Raw genomic sequence first — 23017 nt, forward strand, 5'->3', positions numbered from 1 at the left:
TTGGTAAGTTGATATGCTTGAATGTATTTTGTTTTTGTTTGCGAGAGGGTGATGCCGATATGCATAGTGACATATTATGACAAAAAATACTCCTGAAATAGTGCATGAGAAACAAGAAAAACCCTCCGTGGTTGCCCCTGCGAACGGTCGTCTTGTTGATTTGTTCGCCCGGTCGATTTCCTATCTGCGGGTTTCCCTCACCGACCAGTGTAACCTGCGGTGTGTTTACTGCACCCCAAGGGAAATCGATGAAAAACTGGCCTGCGGCGAACTGCTGAGTTACGAAGAACTGCTGCGGGTGATTTCCCTTGCGGTGGGACTCGGCATTCGCAAGGTGCGTCTCACCGGCGGCGAGCCGCTGGTGCGGAAAAACGTCATCTCCTTTATCGACCGACTGGCGGCGATACCCGATTTGCAGGATATCCGGCTGACAACAAATGGCGTCATGCTGAAAACCTATGGGGAAGCCCTCTTTGCCGCAGGCATCAGGAAATTGAATATCAGCCTCGACACCTTGAAAAAAGAACGCTTTGCCCGGATAACCGGCCGTGACCTTTTTGATCAGGTGTGGGAGGGGATTGAATGGGTGCAATCGCTTGGCTTCTCGCCGGTCAAGCTGAATATGGTGGTTCTGCGCGGTGTCAATGACGATGAACTTCTTGATTTTGCCGGGCTTGCCCTGGAGCGGGATCTGCAGGTCCGCTTTATCGAATTCATGCCCATCGGCGAATCAACCATCTGGGGCAAGGAAAAATATGTTTCCTCGGATGAAATCAGGCAGCGAATCAGCGTGCTGGGTGAAATGGAAGAGGCCTATTCGCATCACATGGACGGACCTGCCCGTATCTATCGTTTTACCAAGATATACGGGGCGGAGGGTGAAACGCCGAAGGGGACGGTTGGATTTATCAGTCCCATCAGCCACAAGTTCTGCGAAAAATGCAATCGTCTGCGCCTGACCTCGGAAGGCAGGCTGCGGTCATGTCTCCTGTCCGATCGGGAAACCGACATCAAGGCTATTTTGCGGGGCGGAGGCAGCGATGAAGATATCAGGCAGGCCCTGGTTCATACCATCTTGAATAAGCCGAGGAGCCACACCCTGCTTGACTCGGAACAGGCCGGCTGTCAGGGCAGGATGTCACGGATTGGCGGTTGAAGCTGCTTGCCGGGCCTGGGGGTAGGAGCCCAGCCACTCGAAATAGGAACAGCTTTCCTGCAGTCTTTCACAGGCCTCGGCGATAACGCCGTCCATGTAGTGACCGAGCATGTCGATGAAAAAGAGATATTTGCCCGGCTCGCCCTTTACCGGCCGTGATTCGATTCTGGTCAGGTTGATGTTGCGTCTGGCCAGGATGGCCAGGGTGTCGTTCAAGGCGCCCGGTCGGTCAAGGAGTCCGAGCAGAAGGGATGTTTTGTCCCGGCCGCTTTTGGAGGGCGATTCCTTGCCGATCAGGACAAAACGGGTGGTGTTGCCCCGGTAGTCCTCGATGCCCTTGACCACCACCTGCAACTGGTATTTCTTGATGGCAAGCGAGCTGGCAATGGCGGCAATGCCATGGTCCTCGGCCGCCATCTGGGCCGCCAGGGCGGTGCTGAAAACGGCTTGGGTCGGCACGTTGGGCAGTTGTTTTCTCAGCCATTGGCGGCATTGGGCCAGGGGTTGGGAATGGGAAGCAATCAGCTTGATATCCTTCATGTCGCCGGAATGGTTGACCAGGTGATGGGTGATATCGAGATATTCTTCGCCGCAGATTTTGACTTTGCATTTCATGAAGGCGTCCAGGGAGGATGTAACCGATCCCTCAATGGAGTTTTCCACCGGTACAATGCCGTATTGCACCCGACCCCGCTCCACCTCGTAAAAGGTGTCCTCAATGGTCTCGATCGGCCGGTATTCGGCTGAGTGGCCGAAATATTTGACCGCCGCCAGATGGGAAAAAGTCGCCTCCGGGCCGAGAAATGCCACTTCCACCGGTTTCTGCGAGAGGCGGCAGGTGGTGATGATTTCGTGGAAGATGCTGAAAAGTGCCTCCTGCGGGAACTCACTGTTGTTGTCCCTGGTCAGGCGATCATAAATCTGTCGTTCCCGCAGGGGGTCCCATTTGGCCCTGTTTTCCTTGGATTTCAGTAGCCCGATTTCCCGGGCGCATTTCAGCCGTTCCTTGAGTAATTCCAGGATGGTATCATCGATGGCGTCGATCCGGTTGCGAACATTGATTATGGGTGCTTGATTATTGGTGGGCATGATACGCTTTTTTGAATAATTGTTGGTGTTTTTTGGTGGAATATGGTCTGGATAAGATTCGGAAAGATCACTAATAAAGCAAATTCGAGGAGATTGAAAGCGAAAAAAGGGCCGGCGGATTCTTCTAACTTGAAAAAATGTGAAAAGTGCTCTAGGGTTAAAAACATTTTTTAAATGGAGGTGCTGCCTGTGTGACGGGAAAAAAGGCAGAAAGGCGGGCTGACCAATGAGGATGACGGGACTATGAAAATAAAGAACTGGATGAAGACCAATCCGAAGACCATCCACCGGACGGCGCTTCTGCAAGAGGCATCCGATTTGATGAAGAAGCACTCCATTCGTCATTTGCCGGTTGTCGAGGATGAACAGCTTGTCGGCTTTGTTACGGAAAGCGATCTGCGTCAGTTTTCCTTTCTGTCCATGGTGGAAAAGATTCCCGTGCATCAGGTGATGGTGCTTAATCCCATAACCGTCAATGCCAATGCCAGTATTGAAACGGCAGCGCGCCTCATTCATGATTACAAGATCGGTGGTCTCCCTGTTCTTGACAAAAAAAAACTGGTCGGCATTATTACCGCTTCCGATCTTCTTTCCGCCTTTATCGAGGTGCTGGGCCTTTTCAAGGCGTCAACCCGCATTGATGTGGTGGTGGATAAGAAGGGCGGACTTGAGGACGTCACCCGGATCATCAATGAAATGGGGGGAGAAATCATCAGTGTCGCCATAGAAAGTCATGCCGCCAGAAGAAAGGTTCATTATTTCCGGCTGGAACGATGTGATCCGGCGCCCATTGTCGAATCGTTGGAAAAGGCGGGGCATAAGGTTGTTTCCGTCATGGAGTGATGGGCTTCGAGGGAAACTTTTTTTTATTGATTGACTGCATCAGGTAGAAAACAGATGGGAAAATTTAAAGTCCAGAAAACGTACGAAGAAATTAACGCGCGAATCAAGGCCGGTGAGGCGGTGGTGGTAACCGCCGAAGAAATGGTTGCCATTGTCAAGGAGCATGGGCCTGAGGGTGCTGCAAAAAAAGTTGATGTGGTAACCACGGGAACGTTTTCTCCCATGTGCTCTTCCGGTGCGTTCATTAATTTCGGTCATTCCAAGCCGACCATCAAGGCGCAGAAGGTGTGGTTCAACGGTGTGCCCGCCTATGCCGGGCTCGCGGCGGTTGACGTGTATCTTGGTGCGGCCGAGCTCCCTGAAGACGATCCCCTGAACAAGGTTTTCCCCGGTGAATTCCGTTACGGGGGAGGGCATGTGCTGGAGGATCTTGTGGCCGGTAAAAAGGTTTTTCTCAAGGCAATCGGCTACGGCACGGACTGTTATCCGAACAAGAGCGTGGAAAAAGAGGTCACTTTGCAGGATCTTCCCTATGCCATGCTGATGAATCCCCGCAATTGCTATCAGAATTACAATTGCGCGGTCAATCTTTCCAATAAGACGATATATACCTACATGGGCACCCTGCGGCCGTTCGGCAAGAATGCCAACTACTGCAGCGCCGGCGAGTTGAGCCCCCTGCTCAATGATCCCTACTATAAAACCATCGGCATGGGGACACGGATTTTTCTGGGCGGCGGCGTCGGCTATGTCGGCTGGCACGGCACGCAGCATAATCCGGCCGCCCTGCGCCTTGACAACGGCACCCCCTGCCGGCCGTCGGGAACGATAATGGTTTACGGGGACATGAAACAGATGAATTCCCGCTGGCTCAAGGGCATCAGCATGCAGGGCTACGGCGTGACCATGGCGGTGGGAATCGGCATTCCGATTCCGATACTCAATGAGGAGATGGCTCTGTATACCGGCGTTTCCGACAGTGACCTGGTGACCCAGGTGGTGGATTATTCGAACGATTACCCCCACGGAGTTGCCAGAAACTATGGGGAAGTGACATACGCCCAGCTGAAAAGCGGAACCATCGAGGTGAACGGCAAGGATATCCCCACCGCGCCCCTTTCCAGTGTTGTTCGTGCCCGGGAAATCGCCATGACGTTGAAGAATTGGATTGAAAAGGGAAGTTTTCTCCTGCAGGAACCGGTGCAGACTTTGCCGTCCAAGTAGTTTTTCGCTCTGAACAGGCCGACGTTTTTTGCCATTGACCTTGACTTCGGAAAGAGAAAAATATAATCATCTTCTTGATTGGCTCGGGCGGCACGATCAGGTTGCCGTCGCTTTTTCCGGCGGTGTTGACAGTACCTTGCTGCTCAAGGCGGCGACCGAGGTGCACGGTGTGACCGTTACCGCCTTTTTTGCCCGATCATTGCTGCAGAAGGCAGCAGTGGAAGAGCGCGTCGGCGGGCAGTGCCGCCGGTTCGGCGTGGCGCTGCGCATTGTCGATTGCGAGCCGCTTTCCTGGCCCGATTTTGTTCGAAACGGACCGGATCGTTGTTACCTCTGTAAAAAGAGAGTTTATTCCCGGTTCCTTTCTCTGTTGCCCGAAACATCGGTTCTGCTGGACGGAACCAATGTTGACGACCTTTCCCGGGATCGTCCGGGCCTGCGGGCCATCAAGGAGCTCGGTGTCCGCATGCCTCTGGTGGAGGCCGGCCTGGTCAAGGATGAGATTCGCCGTATCAGCAGGGAAATGTCGCTGACAAGTTGGGATCTTCCGTCTGAATCCTGTCTTGCCACCAGGATTGTCGGCGGGGTTGCCTTGACGCCTGAAATTTTGCGGGCAGTGGAAGAAGCTGAGGCATTTCTTGGGGAAAAAGGGTTTCGTGGCTGCCGGGTGAGGCTGGATGGGAAAACCGCCTTTGTTACAGTTTCTCAAGGAGATAGATCGCGTCTTGCCCAATCCCCTTTGCGGCATGATTTTTTGAAAATTCTGGCAAAACTCAAATATGCCAAAGTTTTTCTTGATCTTTCTGAGTGAGCGAGTACATTATTTGTTGATATGAGTTGCATCTGGGGAGTGCAGTTCTTTATTTTTTGCGGTACAGCGGTTCTTTTTTTGTTTGACAATCTAATAGTGTTTGGTTAAATCGGCACTAACGTTTGTGTTGATTCATCTATTAAGTATTCATGAGGAGGAAGGATTATGAATAAGAGTGAATTGGTTGACAGCATGGCTTCTGCTGCAGGGATCAGCAAAGCCGCAGCAGAGAAATCTTTAACGGCATTTCTTGATGCGGTTACCGACGCCATGGCAAAAGGCGATAAAGTGACACTGGTTGGTTTTGGTACCTTCTCTGTGTCAGAGCGGGCAGCCAGACAGGGGCGCAATCCCCAGACCGGTGCAGCCATTAAGATTCCCTCAAGAAAAGTCGCCCGTTTCAAAGCCGGAAGCAAGCTTGCTGATGCTGTTAAGTAAGAAACTGCTCGTATAGGCAGCTGCCAATTCACTGTCGACTGTTTGCAGCCGTATTTTTATTCGAATTTTTTCTTTACATAAAGCAGCCCGTATTAAGGAAAACGCGGAGGAATTGAGTCAGGTTTCTCCGCGTTTTCTTCTGTTATTGGGTCGGGACGTGGCTCAGTCTGGTAGAGCATAGCGTTCGGGACGCTAGGGTCGGAGGTTCGAATCCTCTCGTCCCGACCATTTGACAATAACATCTGTATTTTTTTCATCTCGTTGTCCGGCTTGCAAAGAGAATCCCTTTCCGAGGGCTTATTTCCGTGCATTCCGCAAATTCCTCCCTTTCCTTTCTTCCCTCCGTTTTTTTCGAACCGTCTTGTTTTCTGAATTTCCCATCCGGCAACGGAGATATGAATCCGGTCACGCCGTATTTGACTTTACGCGATTCTGGGTCTATTTGTTTTCTCCATCACTTCTGCTTGTTTCAGGGTTCTTTCATACGGTATAGTAAAATATCATTTCATCGTGAGGATGAGCCGAAATGGCACGTGTCCGTCGTTTAAATTGCAGCGGTGAAACAATTGCCGCCGGTGTCGGGCGGCTATCTTCCGCCCGGATGGGGAAAATGAATAAACTATCCATGATGGACTTTTGCCGGGATGACAAAACATGTTCATGACCATTGAGGAGAGAATGAAATCCTTGCAGGACGAGGAGCTGTTTGTTTCCTTGTCAAGGCAAGAACTGGAAGGATTTCTTGGTGAATGTGAGGAGGTTTCCCTTGATCCCGGGGCGGTGCTGGTGAGCGAGGGCGGGCATGCCGAAGATTTTTTTATCCTGCTGCAAGGCCGGCTTGCCGTCTATAAGGTAAAAAGACTCATCTGTGAGCTGCACCCGGTTGATTATGTGGGAATGATGTCGGCAATCGATGCGGAACTCCGTTCGGCAACGGTCAAGGTGTGTGATAAAAGTCTGCTGCTCAAGGTTCCGTTTTCCCTTTTTAAAAAATATCTGGGTCGTAACCCGGATTCCCTGCTGGCCCTGATGAAAATTTTCAGCCGTCGCATTCGCCTCGACAATGAGGTTCTTGCCCGGGAGTTCGAGCAAACCCATATTTTTATCCATGACATGAAGAATCTTCTTTCCGTTTTTCTTCTGTTGGACAACCTTCCCGTTGACAATGAATCAATTCTGCAGCGGTATCTTCATTTCATGAAAATGGCGAGAAATAATCTGACCTCCCTGGTGGAACAGTCCTTGTCCAATATGAAACATTTCATTGAGCCCCGGAAACCGGGGATTCATTCCCTGCAGGAGATGATAGGGGAAATGGCGGAGTCTGATTTTGTCACCCACCCGGATCTGAAGGACAAACGAATTGTTGTCGATCTGGCTAGTACAATGTAAAATTTAAGTTTTCGTATTTTTGCGTGATATTTGTTATAGTCGTCTTCAAAATACAAGGAGGACGACATGGCACCAAGATACAGAGTGACATTAACAAAAGAGGAACGGGAAGATTTGGAGGCTATTTCAACTAAAGGGAAAAGGGCAGCCCGCACCGTACTGTATGCTCGAGCATTACTTCTGCTTGATGCGGGGGAACATGGACCGAAGTGGGTTGTCACTCAGGTCGCAGAAGCTTTAGGGACAACGACGCGGAGTTTAGAACACTTAAAGAAACGATTTGTTGAAGAAGGTCTTTCTGCCGCCCTTGAACGTAAGGAGCGCGAGACCCCTCCGCGAGAAATTCAATTCGGAGGAGAATTTGAAGCACATCTTTTGGCTTTGGCATGTTCGGATGCTCCAGAAGGTAAAAATCGATGGACAGTACGTCTGTTGGCTGAGAAAATGGTCGAGCTGAAGATGGTAACGAGTGTTTCTCCGATGACGGTATGTAACACTTTAAAAAAAATGAACTTAAGCCTCACCAAAGCAAATACTGGAAGATACCGCCGGATCAAAACGCCAGTTTTGTAGCGGCAATGGAAGATATACTCGAAGTTTATGCGCGTCCGTATAGTCAAGAATTCCCGGTTGTGTGCATGGATGAATCGAGTGTACAGTTAATCGGGGAGGTGCATGAGCCTATTCCGGCAGCCCCTGGCCATCCTGTTCTGATGGATGATGAATATGTTCGCAATGGGGTCGCAAGCATATTACTTGAGGTAGAACCGCTTGGGGGAAAGCGCAAGGTAAAAATTACTGAACAGCGGACACGGATTGATTGGGCCCATTTCATCAAAGAGATGCTTGAAGAGCGTTATGCCGATGCCAAGAAAGTAGTTTTGGTCATGGACAACCTCAATACACACGACACGGCCTCGCTCTATGCGGCTTTCCCACCTGAAGAAGCCAGGGGCTTGGCGGAACGTCTTGAAATACACTACACCCCGAAACACGGGAGTTGGCTGAACATAGCAGAGATTGAACTCAGTGTATTGAAGCGGCAATGCCTTGCAGGCCGGATTGATTGTATCGAGAAGATGCGAGCTGAAGTGGCGGCATGGAACATTGATCGAAATAACCGCCAGACTAAGGTTGATTGGCAGTTTAGAACAGATGATGCGCGAATAAAACTAAAACGGCTTTATCCGAAACTTTAACATATACAATGTACTAGGGATGTGCCCGCGTTTCATTTTTCCAAACTGCAGATCCGGCGAGTTCTGTTGAATCTGCTGGTCAACGCCGCGCAGGCGAGCAGGCCGGGTGCCGAGATTGCGCTTGTTGTCCAGGGCGGTGAAGATCAGGCGGTGATCAAGGTCAAAGACAGTGGCTGTGGTATTCCGGAGGCCACTGCCGGGAAAATTTTTGACTCCCATTTTACCACCAAGGAGAAAGGCTCCGGCCTCGGCCTTGTTTCCTGTCGCCAGATTGTTGAGAAGGATTACGGCGGGACGATCTCCTTTGTCAGTGATCCTCTGCAGGGAACCGTTTTTACCGTCTCCCTGCCTTTGCAGAAAACGAAGTTTTCCCAGACATGCTCCAACGCAGCATAATGTATTTATCCCTTCATAAGGAGAAACCATGAAAAAGGTGGCCCGCGCTTTCCTTTGTTTTCCCGTCGTCTTTGTTTTTTTTCTGGCAATTCCCCTCATCCTGCCTGCTATGACATCCGCCGCCTCGTCTGAGGAAATCAATATCGGTGTCAACGGGACCTTGAAGCGGTTTCGGGAAGAAATCACCGGCGGGGATGAATTTTTGCGCAAAGCCTCGGCTGTGCTTGTTTTCCCCAGTGTCCTCAAGGCCGGTATCGGGGTAGGCGGTGAATACGGTGAGGGGGCATTGCAGATCGGCGGTAAAACAGTCGCGTATTATAATACTGCGGCGGCATCCATCGGTTTTCAGCTCGGCGCGCAATCGAAATCGGTTGTGGTGGTGTTCCTGGATCAAGCGGCGCTTGAGCAGTTTCGAAAAAGTTCCGGCTGGAAGGCCGGGGTTGACGGCTCGGTGGCCCTGGTAAAATGGGGTGTGGGGGAAGACATCAACAGCATTGATATTAAGGATCCGATCGTCGGGTTCGTTTTCAGCAACAAGGGCTTGATGTATAATCTGACCATTGAGGGTTCAAAATTCACCAAAATCGATCGGTAGGCGTGCGGATGGATGCATTGCAGGATCATACGCAGAAGGTGGAAGAAACCGTTGCTTTTTTGCGTCAGCGTCTGCCCGGAACGCCCCGGGTCATCGTCGTGCTCGGTACCGGTCTGGGCAGGCTGGCCGAGCACATGACGGAAGAAGTCCGGCTCCCCTATGAGTCCATTCCGCATTTTCCCCGATCAACGGTCACGAGCCATGCCGGGAACCTGCTTTACGGCACCCTGGGAGGCAAACAGGTCGCGGTTCTGCAGGGCCGTTTTCATTTTTATGAAGGCTATTCCGCCCGGGAGCTGACTTTCCCGGTGCGCGTTCTCTCTTTGCTTGGTGCTGAACTGTTGCTCGTTTCCAATGCCGCGGGCGGTCTTAATCCCGATTATGCGGCAGGCACCCTGATGATCATGAATGATCATCTCAATTTTATTCCGGACAACCCTTTGCGCGGTCCAAACGTGGATGCATGGGGCCGGCGTTTTCCCGATTGTTCCCGGGTTTATGATCCGACCTTAATTGATCTCGCCATTGCCTGCGCCACCGGACTCGACTTGCCGAATGTCGTTTCCGGCACCTATGTCGCCATTCCGGGCCCCAGCCTGGAAACCCCGGCGGAAACACGATTCCTGCGCATGTGCGGAGCGGATGCGGTGGGCATGTCCACCGTTCCTGAGGTGCTGGTTGCCGTGCATGCCGGATTGCGGGTGCTGGGTATCTCCATGGTATCGAATGTCAATGATCCGGATAATTTTCAGCCCATCCGCATTGAAGACATTCTTGCGCAGGCGGAAAAAAGCGAAAAGGATTTTGTCCGGCTGGTTCAAGCGGTCCTGCGCGAACTATAAGGGAAAGGAGAGGTGACGGCAGATGGGTGACGGTCCCATGGTAAAAGAAAAAAAGATGAAATGTGACACACTGTTGTTGGGCATGGTGTTGACCATGGATGACGACAACAGTGTCCATCCCCAGGGGGGGGTGGCGGTCTGCGGCGATTCCATCGCTGCTGTCGGACCGGCGGACGAGCTGCGTGCCCGTTTTGCTGCCGCGGAAACAATTGAAATCAGCAATGGGCTGATCATGCCGGGGCTGGTTAATGTTCATACCCATGCGGCAATGTCCTGCATGCGGGGGCTTGCCGATGATCTGCCGCTCATGACCTGGCTGCAGGAGCATATCTTTCCGGTGGAAGCTACATTGACCGGCGACATGGTCTATCATGCCGCTCTTCTTTCCATGGTGGAAATGATCAAATCCGGCACCACTTCTTTCTGCGACATGTATCTTTTTGCCGGTGATGTGGCCCGGGCGGCGGAAAAGAGCGGCATGCGCGCCTGGGTGGGCGAGGTGCTGTATGATTTCCCCTCCCCCTGTTATGGGGAGCTTGCCAATGGGTATCGTTATGTGGAGGAAATGCTGTCCGCATTTCACGGCCACCCCCTTGTTTCCGTCACCGTTGACCCGCATGCCGTTTACACCTGCGCACCTGATCTGCTTGTCCGTTTGAAGGAGATGGCGGATCGCCATGGGTGCCGTTACGTCATTCATCTCTCGGAAACCGAAGATGAAGTGAAAACAGTGCTGGAGCGCTACGGCAAAAGGCCGGTCGGCCATCTTGCAAGTCTGGGAATCCTTGACGGCAGCGTTGTTGCCGATCATTGCGTGTGGCTGACGGACGATGAGATAGCGCTGCTTGCCGAAAAAAAGGTCAAGGTGGCGCATTGCCCGGAAAGCAATATGAAGCTTGCCTCGGGCGTGGCTCCTGTTCCGGATCTGCTGGCCGCCGGCGTCACCGTCGGACTCGGCACCGACGGCAGCGCCAGCAACAATGATGTGGACCTCTTTGCCGAAATGGACATGTGCGCGAAAGTGCATAAGGTGCATCGCCTTGATCCCACGGTGATGACCGCCGAAGAAACGCTGTCCATGGCCACCAGGGGGGGAGCCCGGGTGCTGGGCGCGGAGCAGGATATCGGCACACTCGAGAGCGGGAAAAAGGCCGATATTATTGTTGTCGACCTCAATAAGCCGCATCTGACTCCCCTTTATCACCCGGCATCCCAATTGGTATACGCCGTCAAGGGAAGCGATGTGGTGCATTCCATGATAAACGGCAAATTTGTCATGCGGGATAGAAAATTGACCTTGCTTGACGAGGACGCGATCATGGCCGGGGTGAACGAGATTGCCGCCGGACTGACGGGGAAAAGCTGATTTTTTCTTTGCGGTTCGACCTGCTTTGCGGTAAGTAGAGAAAGTGGGCTTCGTCTTTACGAGAAATTAATACGGCGCTTTTATGGTTATTTAACAGGAGAGGTTCATTATGTTTGGACTTGGCATGCCGGAATTGATCATCATACTGGTGATCATTGTCATTATTTTTGGGGCAGGCAAGTTGCCGGAGATAGGCTCGGGGATCGGCAAGGGAATAAAGAATTTTAAAAATGCCACCAAGGATGAAGAGCCGAAAAAGATCGACGAATCAGACAAAAAAGATGCCTGATGCTGTTTTGTATACTGTTGTGCGGGAGTCGCGTCACGGGCGTTCGGCAGTGAAACAAGGGTGACAGGGAGGGAAGCTATGTTTGGACTTGGAACACCGGAATTGATCGTCATACTCGGTATCGCATTTCTTGTTTTCGGCGGGAAGAAGCTGCCTGAGATTGGTGCGGGACTCGGCAAGGGAATCTCTTCCTTCAAGAAAGGCCTGAAAGAGGCGGAAGAAAGTGTCCCCGGGGTGAAGGAGGTGTCCGCCCTGAAGCAGGAGGTTGACAAGGTGAAGGAGATCGGCACCGTCCTGAAAAAAACCTGATGCCGCGTGTGGGCGGACAGACGTTTTGTATGAAAGGGGAACAGGCATGAAAGAGAAACCTGTTCCCTTTTTTTATCAATCGTCAAACTCTCCTTGCGGCCCCTTGTCCGTGTCCAGCAGCGCGGCTCGGGCGATGATTTTTTCCTTCGTCCATTCGGCCGGATTTTCAATCCTGTCCGCATTCGGACCCGGATCATACGAGCCTTGTCGAAGAATGGCCTCTATGCCCAAGTCGGCGGTATCCGTTGCGTTAAAGACATTGACGAGCATGTTATAAACAAAATCCTCCACTCTTTTGCACATTCTGGCCCGTATTTCGGCGGGCTGGCCGAACAGTTTGTTTTCAAAAGGAAGATTCAGGCTTTTGTAGCCGCCGCCTTTTAGGCCTTTTTCATTGGCATAGGCGACCATGGACTGCCACATTTCCTCGGTAACCCCTTCGCCTTGAACCTTGATGAAGTTGCCGTCGTTGTCCAGAATGGCGTTGCCGTAATCATTGACCTCGATCCCCCAGGAGATCATCTGCAGGGCGGTTGCCACATTGGCCTTGGTGGTTCGTGTCTTGCCGGCGATTTCCCGCAGGCGGTCCGAGCTGTTGCCCGATGTGCCGTGTTGGGCGCCGTTGACTTTGTAAGGGGCCAGGGCCGCATGGATCTCGGCGGTGAGTTCGACCTGAATCCCCTGGCCGCTCGCCTCGATTCCATGGGTTGTCCCGTTGTTCAAGGCAATCCAGTTCGGGTGGATACCGTGGGCGTTCAGTCCCTGGATGAGAAATCGCGCCTCAGGAATGGAGGAAAGCCCCTGGCTCCCTTTGATTTCGCCCACCTCGGTTTCAAGGCCGGCCCAGTCGGGAATGAATTTGTTTAATTCAATATTGGCCAGCAGGTTCTTGTCATCCGGCATGTGCGAGGCGTCAATGGCAATGGAGGTGATGCCGGCCTCAAATATGGTGGGGATTTCCACGCAGGCAAAGGGCAGGTCCTTTTCCTTCTTGATGCCGTAATGGTCGGCATGGATGGCCACCGGAACGGTGATGTGCAGTTCATTGCAGGCCTGGTCGACCTGTCGGGCCATGTTCCAGTAATTTGTCGGGCAATAGGCATTGGCGCCGCCTTCGGAACGGGCGATTTCAATGATCAGGGCCGCATTGGCCTTTTGGGCCGCCATCAGGGCGCCGCGGATGATGAAATTGTTGCGGCCGTTGGCCGCCATGGTCATGGCCTTGCCCTTGGCTGCCAAGGCGCGGTCGATGTATTTTCCGCTCACCAGCAGGGCTCGGGAATGGGGAAAGAGTTTGACGATATTCGGTGGACGGCCGACTTCAAGTGCTTTGGTAAAATCTGCTGCGCTTACAGTCATAAAGGGTCTCCATGATGTGAAAATTAAGGGCTGGGTGCTTGGATTCCTTGGGGAATTTTGATAATTGTCTTTTTTAACAATACGTTGGAATTATACAATAAAGAAACGACCCTCGTCATTTTTTTTTACAAAAAACAATCTGTGACCGATCTTTCTTGTTTTCGAGGATTACCTGTTGACTGATGGGGCAAAAAGGATAACAACAGTATCTTTTTTGCGCTAATCTTTTTTTTGCCGGAAATTCTTATCCGATGCAACGTGAAATCGTCTGGAACAATATGCGGGCTGATCCTTATTTACTTGCGATAAAAGAAAAACTTGCGGCACGGGAAGAACAGTATCTCAGCCCCCATGCGGAAAGGAGCAGTCATGCCCTGCGCCGTCTGCCCGAGCATCTGGAAGGACATCGTCCTTCCTTTGCCGTGGATACGGACCGGATCCTGCATTCCCGCGCCTATACCCGTTATATCGACAAGACCCAGGTTTTTTACATGGTCAAGAACGACCATATCACCCACCGGGTGCTGCATGTCCAGCTTGTTTCGAAAATTGCCCGTACCATCGGCAGGGTGCTGGCCTTAAACGAGGATCTGATTGAGGCGGTGGCCCTGGGCCATGATATCGGCCATCCTCCTTTTGGCCATGATGGGGAAAAGGTGCTTGATGATCTGTGCCGGCAAAACGGGCTTGTCTCGTTTCAGCATAATCTGCAGAGTGTCCGTTTTCTGGAGCGCATCGAACGAAAGGGAAGGGGCGTGAATCTGACCCTGCAGACCCTGGACGGCATTCTCTGTCATGACGGCGAGGTGCATGACCGCAATCTTACGCCGCTGCGGCTTTCCTCCTTTGCCGAATTCGACGAGAAGATGCGCGGAAAAGCGGCCGAGCCGAAACTGCCCCTTGCGCCCATGACCCTGGAGGCCTGTGTTGTCCGCTTTGCCGATACGGTGAGCTACATCGGCCGCGACATAGAGGATGCCATCGAGCTCGGCATCATAACCCGGGCCGACATCCCCCGGCCGTGCACGGATTTGCTCGGCGACACCAACGGCAAGATTGTTCACAATCTGGTGACCGATCTGCTGAAAAACAGCGGGGATGGTGCGGTGGCATTCAGCAGCGGCACATCGGAGGCGCTGCGGCAGCTGAAAAAATTTAATTATGATCGCATCTATCTCAATCCGCGCATAAAAAAGGATCAGGATAAGATCCGGGTCTGTTATGTCCGGCTTTTCGAGTCCTGTCTTGAGGAAATGGCCTCCGGACTGGGCAAGACGAGTTTTTTTGCCGACTATGTCCGGAAGATGAATCCCGACTATGTCGAGACAAATTCACCTGCCGCAATTGTCTGTGATTTTATTGCCGGCATGACGGATGACTATTTTTTAAGCCAGGCCGGACGGCTCGGTTGCGATATCCCGCATAAGCAATGATCAGGCAGCTCATCAAGACATTTACGCCGGGCGAAAACGCCCTGATGGTGCTCATCGCCTCTTTTATCGGGCTTGCGGCCGGGCTTGCCAATATTCTTTTCCGTTCCACCGAAGAGCTTGTTCATCATTATATTTTTCAGACAGGCTATGGGCTGCTGGTCGGCGAAGGCGGGCTGCGGCTGCTTTTTCTGCCGCTGCTGCCCATGTTCGGCATGGTGCTGCTGATTCCACTTTCCTATTTTTTCCCCGGTGAAGTGAACGGCTACGGCTTTACCGCATTCCTGCGCAAGGTCAATCTGCAGGGCGGAAAGATCAAATTTCGCGCTATTATCCTGAAAACAGTTTCAACCTCGCTGACCATCGGCACCGGCGGCTCCGCCGGCGTTGAAGGGCCGATCGCCCAGGTGGGCGGGGCCATCGGTTCCCAGGTGGGCCAGTTTTTCCGGGTCTCCGGCGACCGCATGAAGGTGTATATTGCCGCCGGTTGCGCGGGCGGCATCGCCGCCATGTTCAATGCGCCCATTGCCGGGGTTTTCTTTGCTTCGGAAATTGTCCTGCTCGGCACTTACGAGATGTCCTCCTTTTCCGCCCTGGTCATCTCTTCCGCCATGGCCACCGTGATTTCCCGGGCCACCTACGGCGAGACTCCCGCCTTTCCGGTGCCGGATTATCAATTGGTCAACCCTGTGCTGGAAATCCCGCTGTATATTCTCCTGGGCATTGTGGTGGGGATCGTCGCGGTGCTGCATATCCGCATTTTTTACTGGATACGGGATAAATTTGACGCCATGCCGCTGAATATCTATGTCAAGCCGGTGCTCGGCGCCTTCCTGGTCGGCTGCATCGGCATCTCCATGCCCCAGGTCATGGGCAACGGGTATGGGTACATCGGCGACGTGCTGCAGGGCAACGGTATTGTCTGGATTATGCTGCTCTTGGTCTTTCTGAAGATCATCGCCACCGCCGTCACCCTTGGATCAGGCGGCGCGGGCGGGGTGTTTGCGCCGTCGCTTTTTATCGGCGCGGTGCTTGGCGGCGCCTTTGGCGGCATGGCCAATTTTCTGCTGCCGGACGGTTCCATTGCCTCAAGCGGCGCTTATGCCGCGGTCGGCATCGGCTCTTTTCTCGGGGCGGTCACCCATGCCCCTGTTACGGCTATTTTCCTGCTGTTTGAGATGACCGGTAATTATCTGATCATCATCCCCATTATGCTGACCAGCATCATCGGCACGGTTGTTTCCAAAAAATTAAACCGCGACTCCATTGATACGGTTGATTTCACCCGGGAGGGCATTAATATCCATGACGGCCGGGAAACGGCGATCATGCGTTCCATCAAGGTCGGCAAGGCCATGACCGAAGACGTCGGTTTTGTCAGCGAATCCGCCAATGTCAATCATCTGCTGAAAATTTTCAGCATGGCCGGTGACAGTTTTTATTTTCCGGTGCTGGCCGATGCCGGCCCGAACGCCGGGCAGATGGTGGGCATTATCTCCCTGCAGGACGTCAAGGCCATTCTGCACGATGAGGAGCAGCGGGTCAATGCCAGTGTCGGCAATATCTGCGCCCGTGATGTCATCACCCTGACCCCGGATGATGATCTCTTTACCGCCATGACCCTGTTTACCGTCAAGGGCATTGAGGAGATCCCCGTGGTGGAAAACCTGCAAGCGCGCTGGGTGGTGGGAATGCTGAAAAGGCGCGATGTGATAGCCTCCTATAACCGTGAGCTGTTGAAACGCGGCATCAGCGGCAAAACAGCTCCCATTCCCCTGTCCTGATCTTCTTCCTCGCTTTCTTTCCCTTGGAAAATCTCCTTCCGCCTTCGGCTGATGTACCATCTTTTTTTGCCATATGTTATTTGTGGTTTGTTTTGGTGCTTTCATTCTTTATTTGTCGATTTGTGTTGGAAAATATTGACAGTTGTTTGGTAAATTCGGTAACAATACCAGTGGTGCTGCTGTATGCATCCGCCGTAACGCTAACAGGCTAAACCAGGCACGGCATCGACACAAGGGGGAGGCTGATGAATGAACTTTTTTCCACCAGGGAAGTGGCCCGGTTTCTCAATATAAATGAGAAAATGGTCTATGTTCTTGTTGCTGAAAAAGGATTGCCTGCGACCAAGGTTACCGGCAAATGGCTTTTTCCCCGGCATCTGGTGGAGCAGTGGGTTGAAGTGAATACCACTAATTTCCCCCAGCACGTCAACCGGTTGCAAGCGTATCAGGATCTGCTGATTGTCGCCGGCAGCAATGATCTGCTGCTTGACCGTGCCCTGTCTCTTTATAATCAAAGGAACTCAGGCCATATTGCCGTGTTCGGCAATCTGGGCAGCATGGGAGGCATCAGGGCCCTGCGACGGAACCTCTGCCATATTGCCGCAAGCCATCTGCTGCAGGAGGATGAGCGGCAATACAATTTTGACTTTGCGGTGAAAGAGCTTGAGCAGATGCCGGCGGTGGTCAATTTCTGCCGTCGCGAGCAGGGAATTTTGTTGGCCAACGGCAACCCCAAAGGGATAGCAACCGTTGCCGACCTGGGCCGTCCGGGAATGAAAATCGTCAATCGTTGCCTGGGAACCGGAACCAGGCTGCTTTTTGATCAGGAATTGAAAAAAGCGGGTGTGGAGGGCGGCAAAATCGAAGGATATGCCAAAGAGGTGCAGCGGCATCTTGATGTGGGGCTTGAAGTTTTATCGGCCAGGGCGGACGCCGGACCGGGAATCCGCGCCGTTGCCGGTCTTCTGAATCTTGATTTCATTCCTCTTCGCTGGGAACGCTTTGATCTGATGATCGCCAAGGAGCTTTTTTTTGAAGCCGGCATTCAGGCCTTTCTCGGGCTGTTGACTGAAAAAATCTTCAAGGATCTGGCACATGAAATCCCCGGCTATGATCTGAGCTTTTCCGGCAAGATGGTGTTTCCCGACCATGCTGAAATCGCGAATATGCCATCTGCTTCCCCTGTGAAGCATGGTGAATAAACAGGAAAACGCGGTGAAATGAAAAACGCCGCAAAAAACCAGGAAAGGAGAATCTCCATGTGTCGTTCGGTAAATAAGATCTGCATTATTCTCATCACGGTAACGGCCTTTTTTGCTTTTCACTCCACATGCATGGCTGAAGAGGAAAAGGTGCTGATGATGGCCACCACTACCAGCACGGACGATACCGGTCTGCTTGATTATCTGGCGCCGCTTTGCAAACAGGCCACCGGCATTGAACTGCGCTGGACCGCAACCGGTACCGGCAAGGCGCTGAAGCTGGGAGAAAGTTGCGACGTCGATGTGCTGATGGTGCATGCGCCGGCTGCGGAAAAAAAATTCGTTGAGGCGGGCTTTGGCTTTGATCGGCGCGAAATCATGTACAATGATTTCGTCATCATCGGACCTGCTGCCGATCCGGCCGGAATCAAGGGCAAGGGTCTTGCCGAGGCGCTGACGGCCATCAAGTCCTCGAATTCAATTTTCGTCAGCCGCGGTGATGACTCCGGCACCCATAAAAAGGAGCTTGACCTCTGGAAACAGGCAAACTTGGCGATACCCGAGCATGAAAGCTGGTACGCCCAGACCGGCCAAGGGATGCTGCCGACCATCAGCATAGCCGCCGAACGTAACGGCTACACCATGACGGACAGGGGAACCTATATCAAGTACGAGGATACCTTCAAGGGCAATCCCCCCCTGAAAATTCTGGTGGAAGGCGATGCCGGGCTGCTCAATCAATACAGTGTCATGGCGGTTAATCAAAAGCATTGCGCCAAGGCCAAGTTTGCCCTTGCTCAACAATTCGCCGATTGGATAGCCGGAGCCCAGGGGCAGGAGCTGATCAAGAATTTCAACCTGCTCGGCAAGCAGCTTTTTTATCCGAATGCCGAAAAATAAACGGATTGCAAAGAGGCGGTTTCCGGGAACGCGTTCATGACGGGGGCCGGAATCGCCTCTTTGATTTTTTGGTGATTTATTTCGCTCGGCCCGCGGCAGGATTGCTTGCGCGGACTTGTTTGAGGATGTCTTTCCCGACAAAATCTTTTTTTTCCCCGCTTGCGGTCATGCCGCTTTTGAAACCATGCAGGTCCCTCCAGATAAGGCAGTCGTCTTCATTGTGCAGATCTTCACATTTGACCGACGGATCATCAAACCTGACATTGTCAATGGCTGAGTAGGCTGGGAATTCCATGGCAGAAACCGTCATGGGTATGATTACCGACAAACCAGTCAACAGCACAAACTTTTTCATTTCTTCCTTCCTCCTGCTTTTTGTGTTTTTATAATTATTCGAACTTATGATATTTTTTATCGTTTAAATGAGCATATGCTCAAAATAGCGGGAGCGGTTCAGGCTGTAAATCAGGCAAATTGTCGCACCTGGTTTTTTTAGGGCAAAGCCGGAGAAAGGCCTCTGGGCCCGAAACGAATTTTCCCTCAGGCGGGAAAATGTTCCGCGGCGGTGAAGATTGGCCACCCTCTCTGAAGACGGAGAGAATTAAATATTGTCGTAACCCGTAATTTTATTTAAAATGGCTGCGGAAGAAAAAAATAATCCTCCAAGATGATTTCTTTTTTTTCCAGGAAGAGAGCCCTGAACGGCTCTACTCTTTTTTTCTTTTTTAGCAGGTTTTCTTCCGTTCGTGATTCTTTCCGTGCTTGTTGTTTCTTTTCCCGCAATCCGTTCTCTTTTCCATTTGTTGTTGTGTGCCGTGAGACTCTTCGGATAGATTTGTCAGGAAAGGCCGAGGAGTGCGGACCTGATGATGTGCGCGTGGTTGCTTTCCTTGCATGGCAGGGACATGATTCAAGCGGAGCGGATTATTATTGTTTCACATGAGCAAAATATTTTTTTCAATATTGCTTTTCTTCACCCTGATCGTACTCACTGGATGTGCAACCTCGGTTGTGCAGCTCAAACCGACGGGTCCGAAAGGTGAACATGTCTATAAAATTACGGTCCTCGGCTTTTCACGCGATATCCGCGATGATGCGATAAGCAATGCCGAGGGGGTATGCAGAAAACAAAATAAACATTTCAAATTCATAAAAAATATTTTTTTGCCGAAGTCCGTATCCGGGGTTGACCTGATATCAATGGATCTGTTTTTCATCTGCGTGGACGAAGAACAAGCCGCGGAATCGGTTGCTCCTGAAAAAGATACGGTTGAAGGCGAATCCATCCTCCCGGCGGTATCGGTACCTGAAGAAAAAATACAGGATGAACCGAAACCGGAAGCAGGGGAAGATGCTTTGCAGGCATTGCCGATTTCCGCGTCCACAAGGGAAAAGCATAATGAAACTACTGGAAATACGCCGGGAGAAGAGGAGAGTCTGGGAGACAGGACAGGCAGCGCCGGAGAAGAACCGGCGCCGCGAAAACACGGGGGGCCGATCATCGAAGAGGTACTTGATGACTAGGCCGCACAGGCGACTCGCCATGGGAATTTGCGCCAACTGAACTTATTTTGCAGGAGGGTGAGAAATAGATAGCTTTTTGCCGGCAGGGCGTGTAATGTGATTATCGTAAGTGTGCAGAACATGTTTGTAGTATAAAATAAAAATACTAAAATGATTACCGCACAATCCTTTCAGAGAGGAAGTGCGGTTTTTTTGTTTAACAAACAAACTGCCAACCGACTTGCCTGCTGGTGAGTTGGACAATTTATTAAGTGGTTCCTCAGTGGAGCCCTGTTTTTAAGGAGTAGTGCAAGATGGCAGAAGGTACAGTTAAATGGTTTAATGATGCGAAGGGTTTTGGATTTATTGAGCAGGACGGCGGCAAGGACGTATTCGTCCATCATTCCGCAATCGAGGCGCAAGGATTCAAGTCTCTTACCGAAGGTGCTCGTGTAAAATTCAATGTTGTTGACGGCCCGAAAGGCCCGGCGGCAGAGAATGTTGTACAGCAGTAAGCCGTGTAATTGACCATTACGAAAACCCCGCAAATTGCGGGGTTTTTTTTTGCGAAACCGTCAGATCCGCCGAATCCTGACAGGATCTTCGTTCTTTCGGGATCAAGACGGTTCATCGACAAGAAAGAAGTCAAAAGGATTCCTTGCCGTTTCTTTTTCACCCGGAAATAATAGATGAAAATGTTTCAATACGTTGTTATCAGCAAAGGAAGGCCGAAGGAAATATGGGTCTGTGAGCAGTGTCGCAAAAAATATGCGGGGCAGAGCTTTGACGGCAATTGGCGGCTGATTGATAAATGCATCAGTGAAAGCATGGAGTGTGCAAAATGTGATGCGGGGCATACGGTGATTGAAGACCAGCTTGGGTGAAAATGCGCTGACGGTTCGTACTTATTTGTCAAAGTTGTACAAATAGAAAAAACCTCAAGGAGGCTCCATTGGCACGAAACAATTATTCATTTGATAAGCGTCAAAAAGAAATAGCAAAGAAAAAAAAGAAAGAAGAAAAACAACAGCGTAAACAGGATAAAAGAAACATCCCGTTAGAGGGTGAAGCTGCCGCCCCCCAGGATGAAGAATAAATTTTATATCCCCTGGTTTGGTGACAGGTCCGTTTTTTCTCTCAGTAAAGCCTGCGGAAGGCTGATGCCTTGATAACCGCAACCACTTCAACTCCCTCCCTGATGTCCAGTTCGCGCAGTGACTCGGGGACAATCTGTGAGATCAGTCGTCCGCCTCTGCTCGCAAGTTCCACGCCGATCCGGTTGCCGGAGCCGAAAACACCGTTGACCCTGCAGGACAGCATGTTGCGGGCGCTGGTTGCCTCCGGGCGCCCCTTGAACAGGGTGATGTCCTTGGCGCCCAGTTCAAAAAGATTCTCTTCGGGTATTCCCGGTTCGGTGAGTATCAGTTTTTCATCTCCCCATTCATAAATCCACATATCCTTCCGCGCCTGCGGCCGACGGAGACTCAACAGATTGGCATATCCTCGTGCGTCGGTTGTCATGCTGCGACGGGCCAGTTCTTCGGTCGGCAGTCGATGCAGCAGGGATCCGTTTTCAAAGACCAGCACTTCATCTGTCATGAGCCGCATTTCCTGCAGCGAATGGCTGATAAAGAGCAGCGGCAGGTCAAATTCGGCAAAAACCTTTTTCAGGTAGGGCATGATCCGGTATTTCAGTTCCTCGTCGAGTCCGGTCAGTGGTTCATCCATCAGAATAAGCCGTGGGCAGGCCAGAATGGTACGGCCCAGGGCGACACGCTGGCGTTCCCCGCCGGAGAGGCTGTTTGCCCCGCGTTCCAGCAGGTGATCAAGGTTCAGCGCCGTAATCAGGGTCTGCGGGTTGATTTTCCGTTCCATTTTTTGCGTTCTCCGCCAGCCGTAAAAAAGGTTGTCCTTGACGTTGAGGTGCGGAAAAAGGTGGCAATGCTGGAAAACAACGCCGATTCGTCTCTGTTCCGGCGGGATATTGACGCCCTTTCTTCCGTCAAAAATCGTTGTGCCGTCCAGCATGATTCTGCCACTGTCCGGTTTGAGAAGTCCTGCCAGCATGTGCATGAGGGTCGACTTGCCGCTGCCGGAAGGGCCGAAAATGCCGCATTTTTTTTGGTTTATTTTGAAATCGGCCTTGCAGCAAAAAGTGCCGATTTGTTTTTCAATCGTTACCTCGAATTTCATCTGGCGGACCTTTTGCGAAAGGAACGGCGGGCGGCCTCGCTTATCAGCAGCACGCCAAAGGAGAGAGCGATGGATACCAGACAGAGGGCGAGGGCCATGCTGTCACCGCCCGGGGTATTGGTGTAGTCGTAAATGGCCAGCGGAATGGTCTGGGTGACTCCGGGAATATTCCCGGCCAGGATGATGGTGGCGCCGAATTCTCCAAGGCTTCTGGCAAACATCAGGGTCATGCCGGCCAGGATGGCGCGGGCTGAAAGGGGGAGAATGATGCTTGTCAGGGTATCCAGGCGTCCGGCGCCCAGCGTGCGGGAGGCCTGGATGTAATGGATGTCGATTTCTTCCATGCCGATGCGGATGGAGCGGACCAGCAGGGGAAAGCCGACCACGGCCGAGGCGATGATTGCGCCGGTCAGGGTGAAGATGATGCGGATATCAAGGGTTTTGAGCAGCGGCCCCATGAAACCGGACTGGCCGAAGAAGAGCAGCAGTAAATAGCCGATTACCACCGGCGGCAGCACCAGGGGGAGATTGACCAGGCCTTCCAGCAGGGATTTTCCCGGTACAGAGGCAAAGGCGAGCAGGTAGGCGAACCCGAAACCGAAAGGCGTGGAAATCAGGGTGGCTGCGCCGGCGACCTTGATCGACAGCCAGATTGCCTGCAGATCCTGGGGGGAAAGGCTGGGCATGAATGAATTTC

The 23017-nt window shown here is 52.0% G+C and carries 26 protein-coding genes and 1 tRNA gene; 22 read left to right on the plus strand and 5 right to left on the minus strand.

The features are described 5' to 3' along the window. The first annotated feature begins 127 nt into the window (after positions 1 to 127). Positions 128 to 1156 (plus strand): cyclic pyranopterin phosphate synthase MoaA, encoded by a 1029-nt coding sequence (locus tag BM485_06730; GenBank protein OKY75753.1) that lies wholly within the window; start codon positions 128 to 130, stop codon positions 1154 to 1156. Here the strand turns inward: BM485_06730 and BM485_06735 are convergent. Beyond that, entirely contained in the window at positions 1139 to 2245 is a 1107-nt protein-coding gene (locus tag BM485_06735) for a prephenate dehydratase (GenBank protein OKY75440.1), read from the minus strand. The two genes, BM485_06730 and BM485_06735, sit on opposite strands and share 18 nt — an antisense overlap. A 243-nt stretch (positions 2246 to 2488) precedes the next feature. On the opposite strand from BM485_06735, the gene BM485_06740 reads away from it, so the two are divergent. The 14 genes from BM485_06740 to BM485_06805 all read left to right on the plus strand — a co-directional run bounded on the left by BM485_06740 (position 2489) and on the right by BM485_06805 (position 11949). Further along, positions 2489 to 3088 (plus strand): signal transduction protein, encoded by a 600-nt coding sequence (locus tag BM485_06740; protein OKY75441.1) that lies wholly within the window; start codon positions 2489 to 2491, stop codon positions 3086 to 3088. 54 nt (positions 3089 to 3142) lie between these two features. Further along, positions 3143 to 4312 carry a hypothetical protein gene (locus tag BM485_06745; GenBank protein OKY75442.1) on the plus strand — a complete coding sequence of 390 codons (1170 nt, stop codon included), beginning with the start codon at positions 3143 to 3145 and terminating at the stop codon, positions 4310 to 4312. Between the two features lie 40 nt (positions 4313 to 4352). Beyond that, positions 4353 to 5123: a TIGR00268 family protein gene (locus BM485_06750; GenBank protein ID OKY75754.1), complete on the plus strand. Its 771-nt coding sequence runs from the start codon at positions 4353 to 4355 to the stop codon at positions 5121 to 5123. Positions 5124 to 5288: 165 nt separating this feature from the next. Beyond that, positions 5289 to 5561, plus strand: coding sequence for a DNA-binding protein (locus tag BM485_06755; GenBank protein OKY75443.1), 273 nt, complete (start codon positions 5289 to 5291; stop codon positions 5559 to 5561). Positions 5562 to 5712: 151 nt separating this feature from the next. Next, a tRNA-Pro gene (locus BM485_06760) sits at positions 5713 to 5789 on the plus strand. Between the two features lie 426 nt (positions 5790 to 6215). Beyond that, a complete protein-coding gene (locus BM485_06765) occupies positions 6216 to 6953 on the plus strand; it encodes a hypothetical protein (GenBank protein ID OKY75444.1) in 738 nt (245 codons plus the stop codon). A 66-nt stretch (positions 6954 to 7019) separates the two neighbouring features. After that, positions 7020 to 7526 carry an IS630 family transposase gene (locus tag BM485_06770; GenBank protein ID OKY75445.1) on the plus strand — a complete coding sequence of 169 codons (507 nt, stop codon included), beginning with the start codon at positions 7020 to 7022 and terminating at the stop codon, positions 7524 to 7526. Positions 7527 to 7531: 5 nt separating this feature from the next. Further along, complete coding sequence (locus BM485_06775; GenBank protein OKY75446.1) at positions 7532 to 8152, plus strand: IS630 family transposase; 621 nt, start codon at positions 7532 to 7534, stop codon at positions 8150 to 8152. A gap of 21 nt (positions 8153 to 8173) precedes the next feature. After that, entirely contained in the window at positions 8174 to 8548 is a 375-nt protein-coding gene (locus BM485_06780) for a hypothetical protein (protein OKY75447.1), read from the plus strand. A gap of 28 nt (positions 8549 to 8576) precedes the next feature. Beyond that, positions 8577 to 9143, plus strand: a complete 567-nt coding sequence (locus BM485_06785; GenBank protein ID OKY75448.1) for a hypothetical protein — start codon at positions 8577 to 8579, stop codon at positions 9141 to 9143. Between the two features lie 8 nt (positions 9144 to 9151). Further along, a complete protein-coding gene (locus BM485_06790) occupies positions 9152 to 9985 on the plus strand; it encodes a purine-nucleoside phosphorylase (GenBank protein ID OKY75449.1) in 834 nt (277 codons plus the stop codon). Positions 9986 to 10022: 37 nt separating this feature from the next. After that, the gene (locus tag BM485_06795; GenBank protein OKY75755.1) at positions 10023 to 11351 is read left to right on the plus strand and encodes an S-adenosylhomocysteine deaminase; all 1329 of its coding nucleotides are present in this window, start codon (positions 10023 to 10025) and stop codon (positions 11349 to 11351) included. A 109-nt stretch (positions 11352 to 11460) separates the two neighbouring features. Then, entirely contained in the window at positions 11461 to 11640 is a 180-nt protein-coding gene (locus BM485_06800; protein ID OKY75450.1) for a Sec-independent protein translocase TatA, read from the plus strand. A gap of 78 nt (positions 11641 to 11718) precedes the next feature. Beyond that, complete coding sequence (locus BM485_06805; protein OKY75451.1) at positions 11719 to 11949, plus strand: Sec-independent protein translocase TatA; 231 nt, start codon at positions 11719 to 11721, stop codon at positions 11947 to 11949. 75 nt (positions 11950 to 12024) lie between these two features. Here the strand turns inward: BM485_06805 and BM485_06810 are convergent, their stop codons facing one another. Beyond that, positions 12025 to 13308 carry a ketose-bisphosphate aldolase gene (locus BM485_06810; protein ID OKY75452.1) on the minus strand — a complete coding sequence of 428 codons (1284 nt, stop codon included), beginning with the start codon at positions 13306 to 13308 and terminating at the stop codon, positions 12025 to 12027. A gap of 278 nt (positions 13309 to 13586) precedes the next feature. Between BM485_06810 and BM485_06815 the strand changes: the two genes are divergently transcribed. The 4 genes from BM485_06815 to BM485_06830 all read left to right on the plus strand — a co-directional run bounded on the left by BM485_06815 (position 13587) and on the right by BM485_06830 (position 18624). Continuing rightward, positions 13587 to 14741: a phosphohydrolase gene (locus BM485_06815; GenBank protein ID OKY75756.1), complete on the plus strand. Its 1155-nt coding sequence runs from the start codon at positions 13587 to 13589 to the stop codon at positions 14739 to 14741. After that, entirely contained in the window at positions 14738 to 16522 is a 1785-nt protein-coding gene (locus BM485_06820; protein ID OKY75453.1) for a Cl- channel voltage-gated family protein, read from the plus strand. Before BM485_06815 ends, BM485_06820 begins: the two co-directional genes overlap by 4 nt. A gap of 245 nt (positions 16523 to 16767) precedes the next feature. Beyond that, on the plus strand, positions 16768 to 17724 hold the full coding sequence (locus BM485_06825; protein ID OKY75454.1) for a DNA-binding protein: 957 nt from the start codon (positions 16768 to 16770) through the stop codon (positions 17722 to 17724). A 57-nt stretch (positions 17725 to 17781) separates the two neighbouring features. Beyond that, a complete protein-coding gene (locus BM485_06830; GenBank protein OKY75757.1) occupies positions 17782 to 18624 on the plus strand; it encodes a tungsten ABC transporter substrate-binding protein in 843 nt (280 codons plus the stop codon). Positions 18625 to 18700: 76 nt separating this feature from the next. Here the strand turns inward: BM485_06830 and BM485_06835 are convergent, their stop codons facing one another. Further along, positions 18701 to 18979: a hypothetical protein gene (locus tag BM485_06835; GenBank protein ID OKY75455.1), complete on the minus strand. Its 279-nt coding sequence runs from the start codon at positions 18977 to 18979 to the stop codon at positions 18701 to 18703. A 584-nt stretch (positions 18980 to 19563) separates the two neighbouring features. Here BM485_06835 and BM485_06840 point away from each other — a divergent pair. The 3 genes from BM485_06840 to BM485_06850 all read left to right on the plus strand — a co-directional run bounded on the left by BM485_06840 (position 19564) and on the right by BM485_06850 (position 21011). Beyond that, positions 19564 to 20148, plus strand: a complete 585-nt coding sequence (locus BM485_06840; protein ID OKY75456.1) for a hypothetical protein — start codon at positions 19564 to 19566, stop codon at positions 20146 to 20148. A 293-nt stretch (positions 20149 to 20441) separates the two neighbouring features. Then, positions 20442 to 20642 carry a cold-shock protein gene (locus tag BM485_06845; protein OKY75457.1) on the plus strand — a complete coding sequence of 67 codons (201 nt, stop codon included), beginning with the start codon at positions 20442 to 20444 and terminating at the stop codon, positions 20640 to 20642. A gap of 174 nt (positions 20643 to 20816) precedes the next feature. Next, complete coding sequence (locus tag BM485_06850) at positions 20817 to 21011, plus strand: hypothetical protein (protein ID OKY75458.1); 195 nt, start codon at positions 20817 to 20819, stop codon at positions 21009 to 21011. Between the two features lie 253 nt (positions 21012 to 21264). On the opposite strand, the gene BM485_06855 is transcribed toward BM485_06850, so the two are convergent. Both BM485_06855 and BM485_06860 read right to left on the minus strand, forming a co-directional pair. After that, positions 21265 to 22320 (minus strand): molybdenum ABC transporter ATP-binding protein, encoded by a 1056-nt coding sequence (locus BM485_06855; protein ID OKY75459.1) that lies wholly within the window; start codon positions 22318 to 22320, stop codon positions 21265 to 21267. Continuing rightward, complete coding sequence (locus BM485_06860) at positions 22317 to 23006, minus strand: molybdenum ABC transporter permease subunit (GenBank protein ID OKY75460.1); 690 nt, start codon at positions 23004 to 23006, stop codon at positions 22317 to 22319. Before BM485_06860 ends, BM485_06855 begins: the two co-directional genes overlap by 4 nt. Positions 23007 to 23017: the final 11 nt, after the last annotated feature.

The sequence above is a fragment of the Desulfobulbaceae bacterium DB1 genome, assembly GCA_001914235.1.
GTDB lineage: Bacteria > Desulfobacterota > Desulfobulbia > Desulfobulbales > SURF-16 > DB1.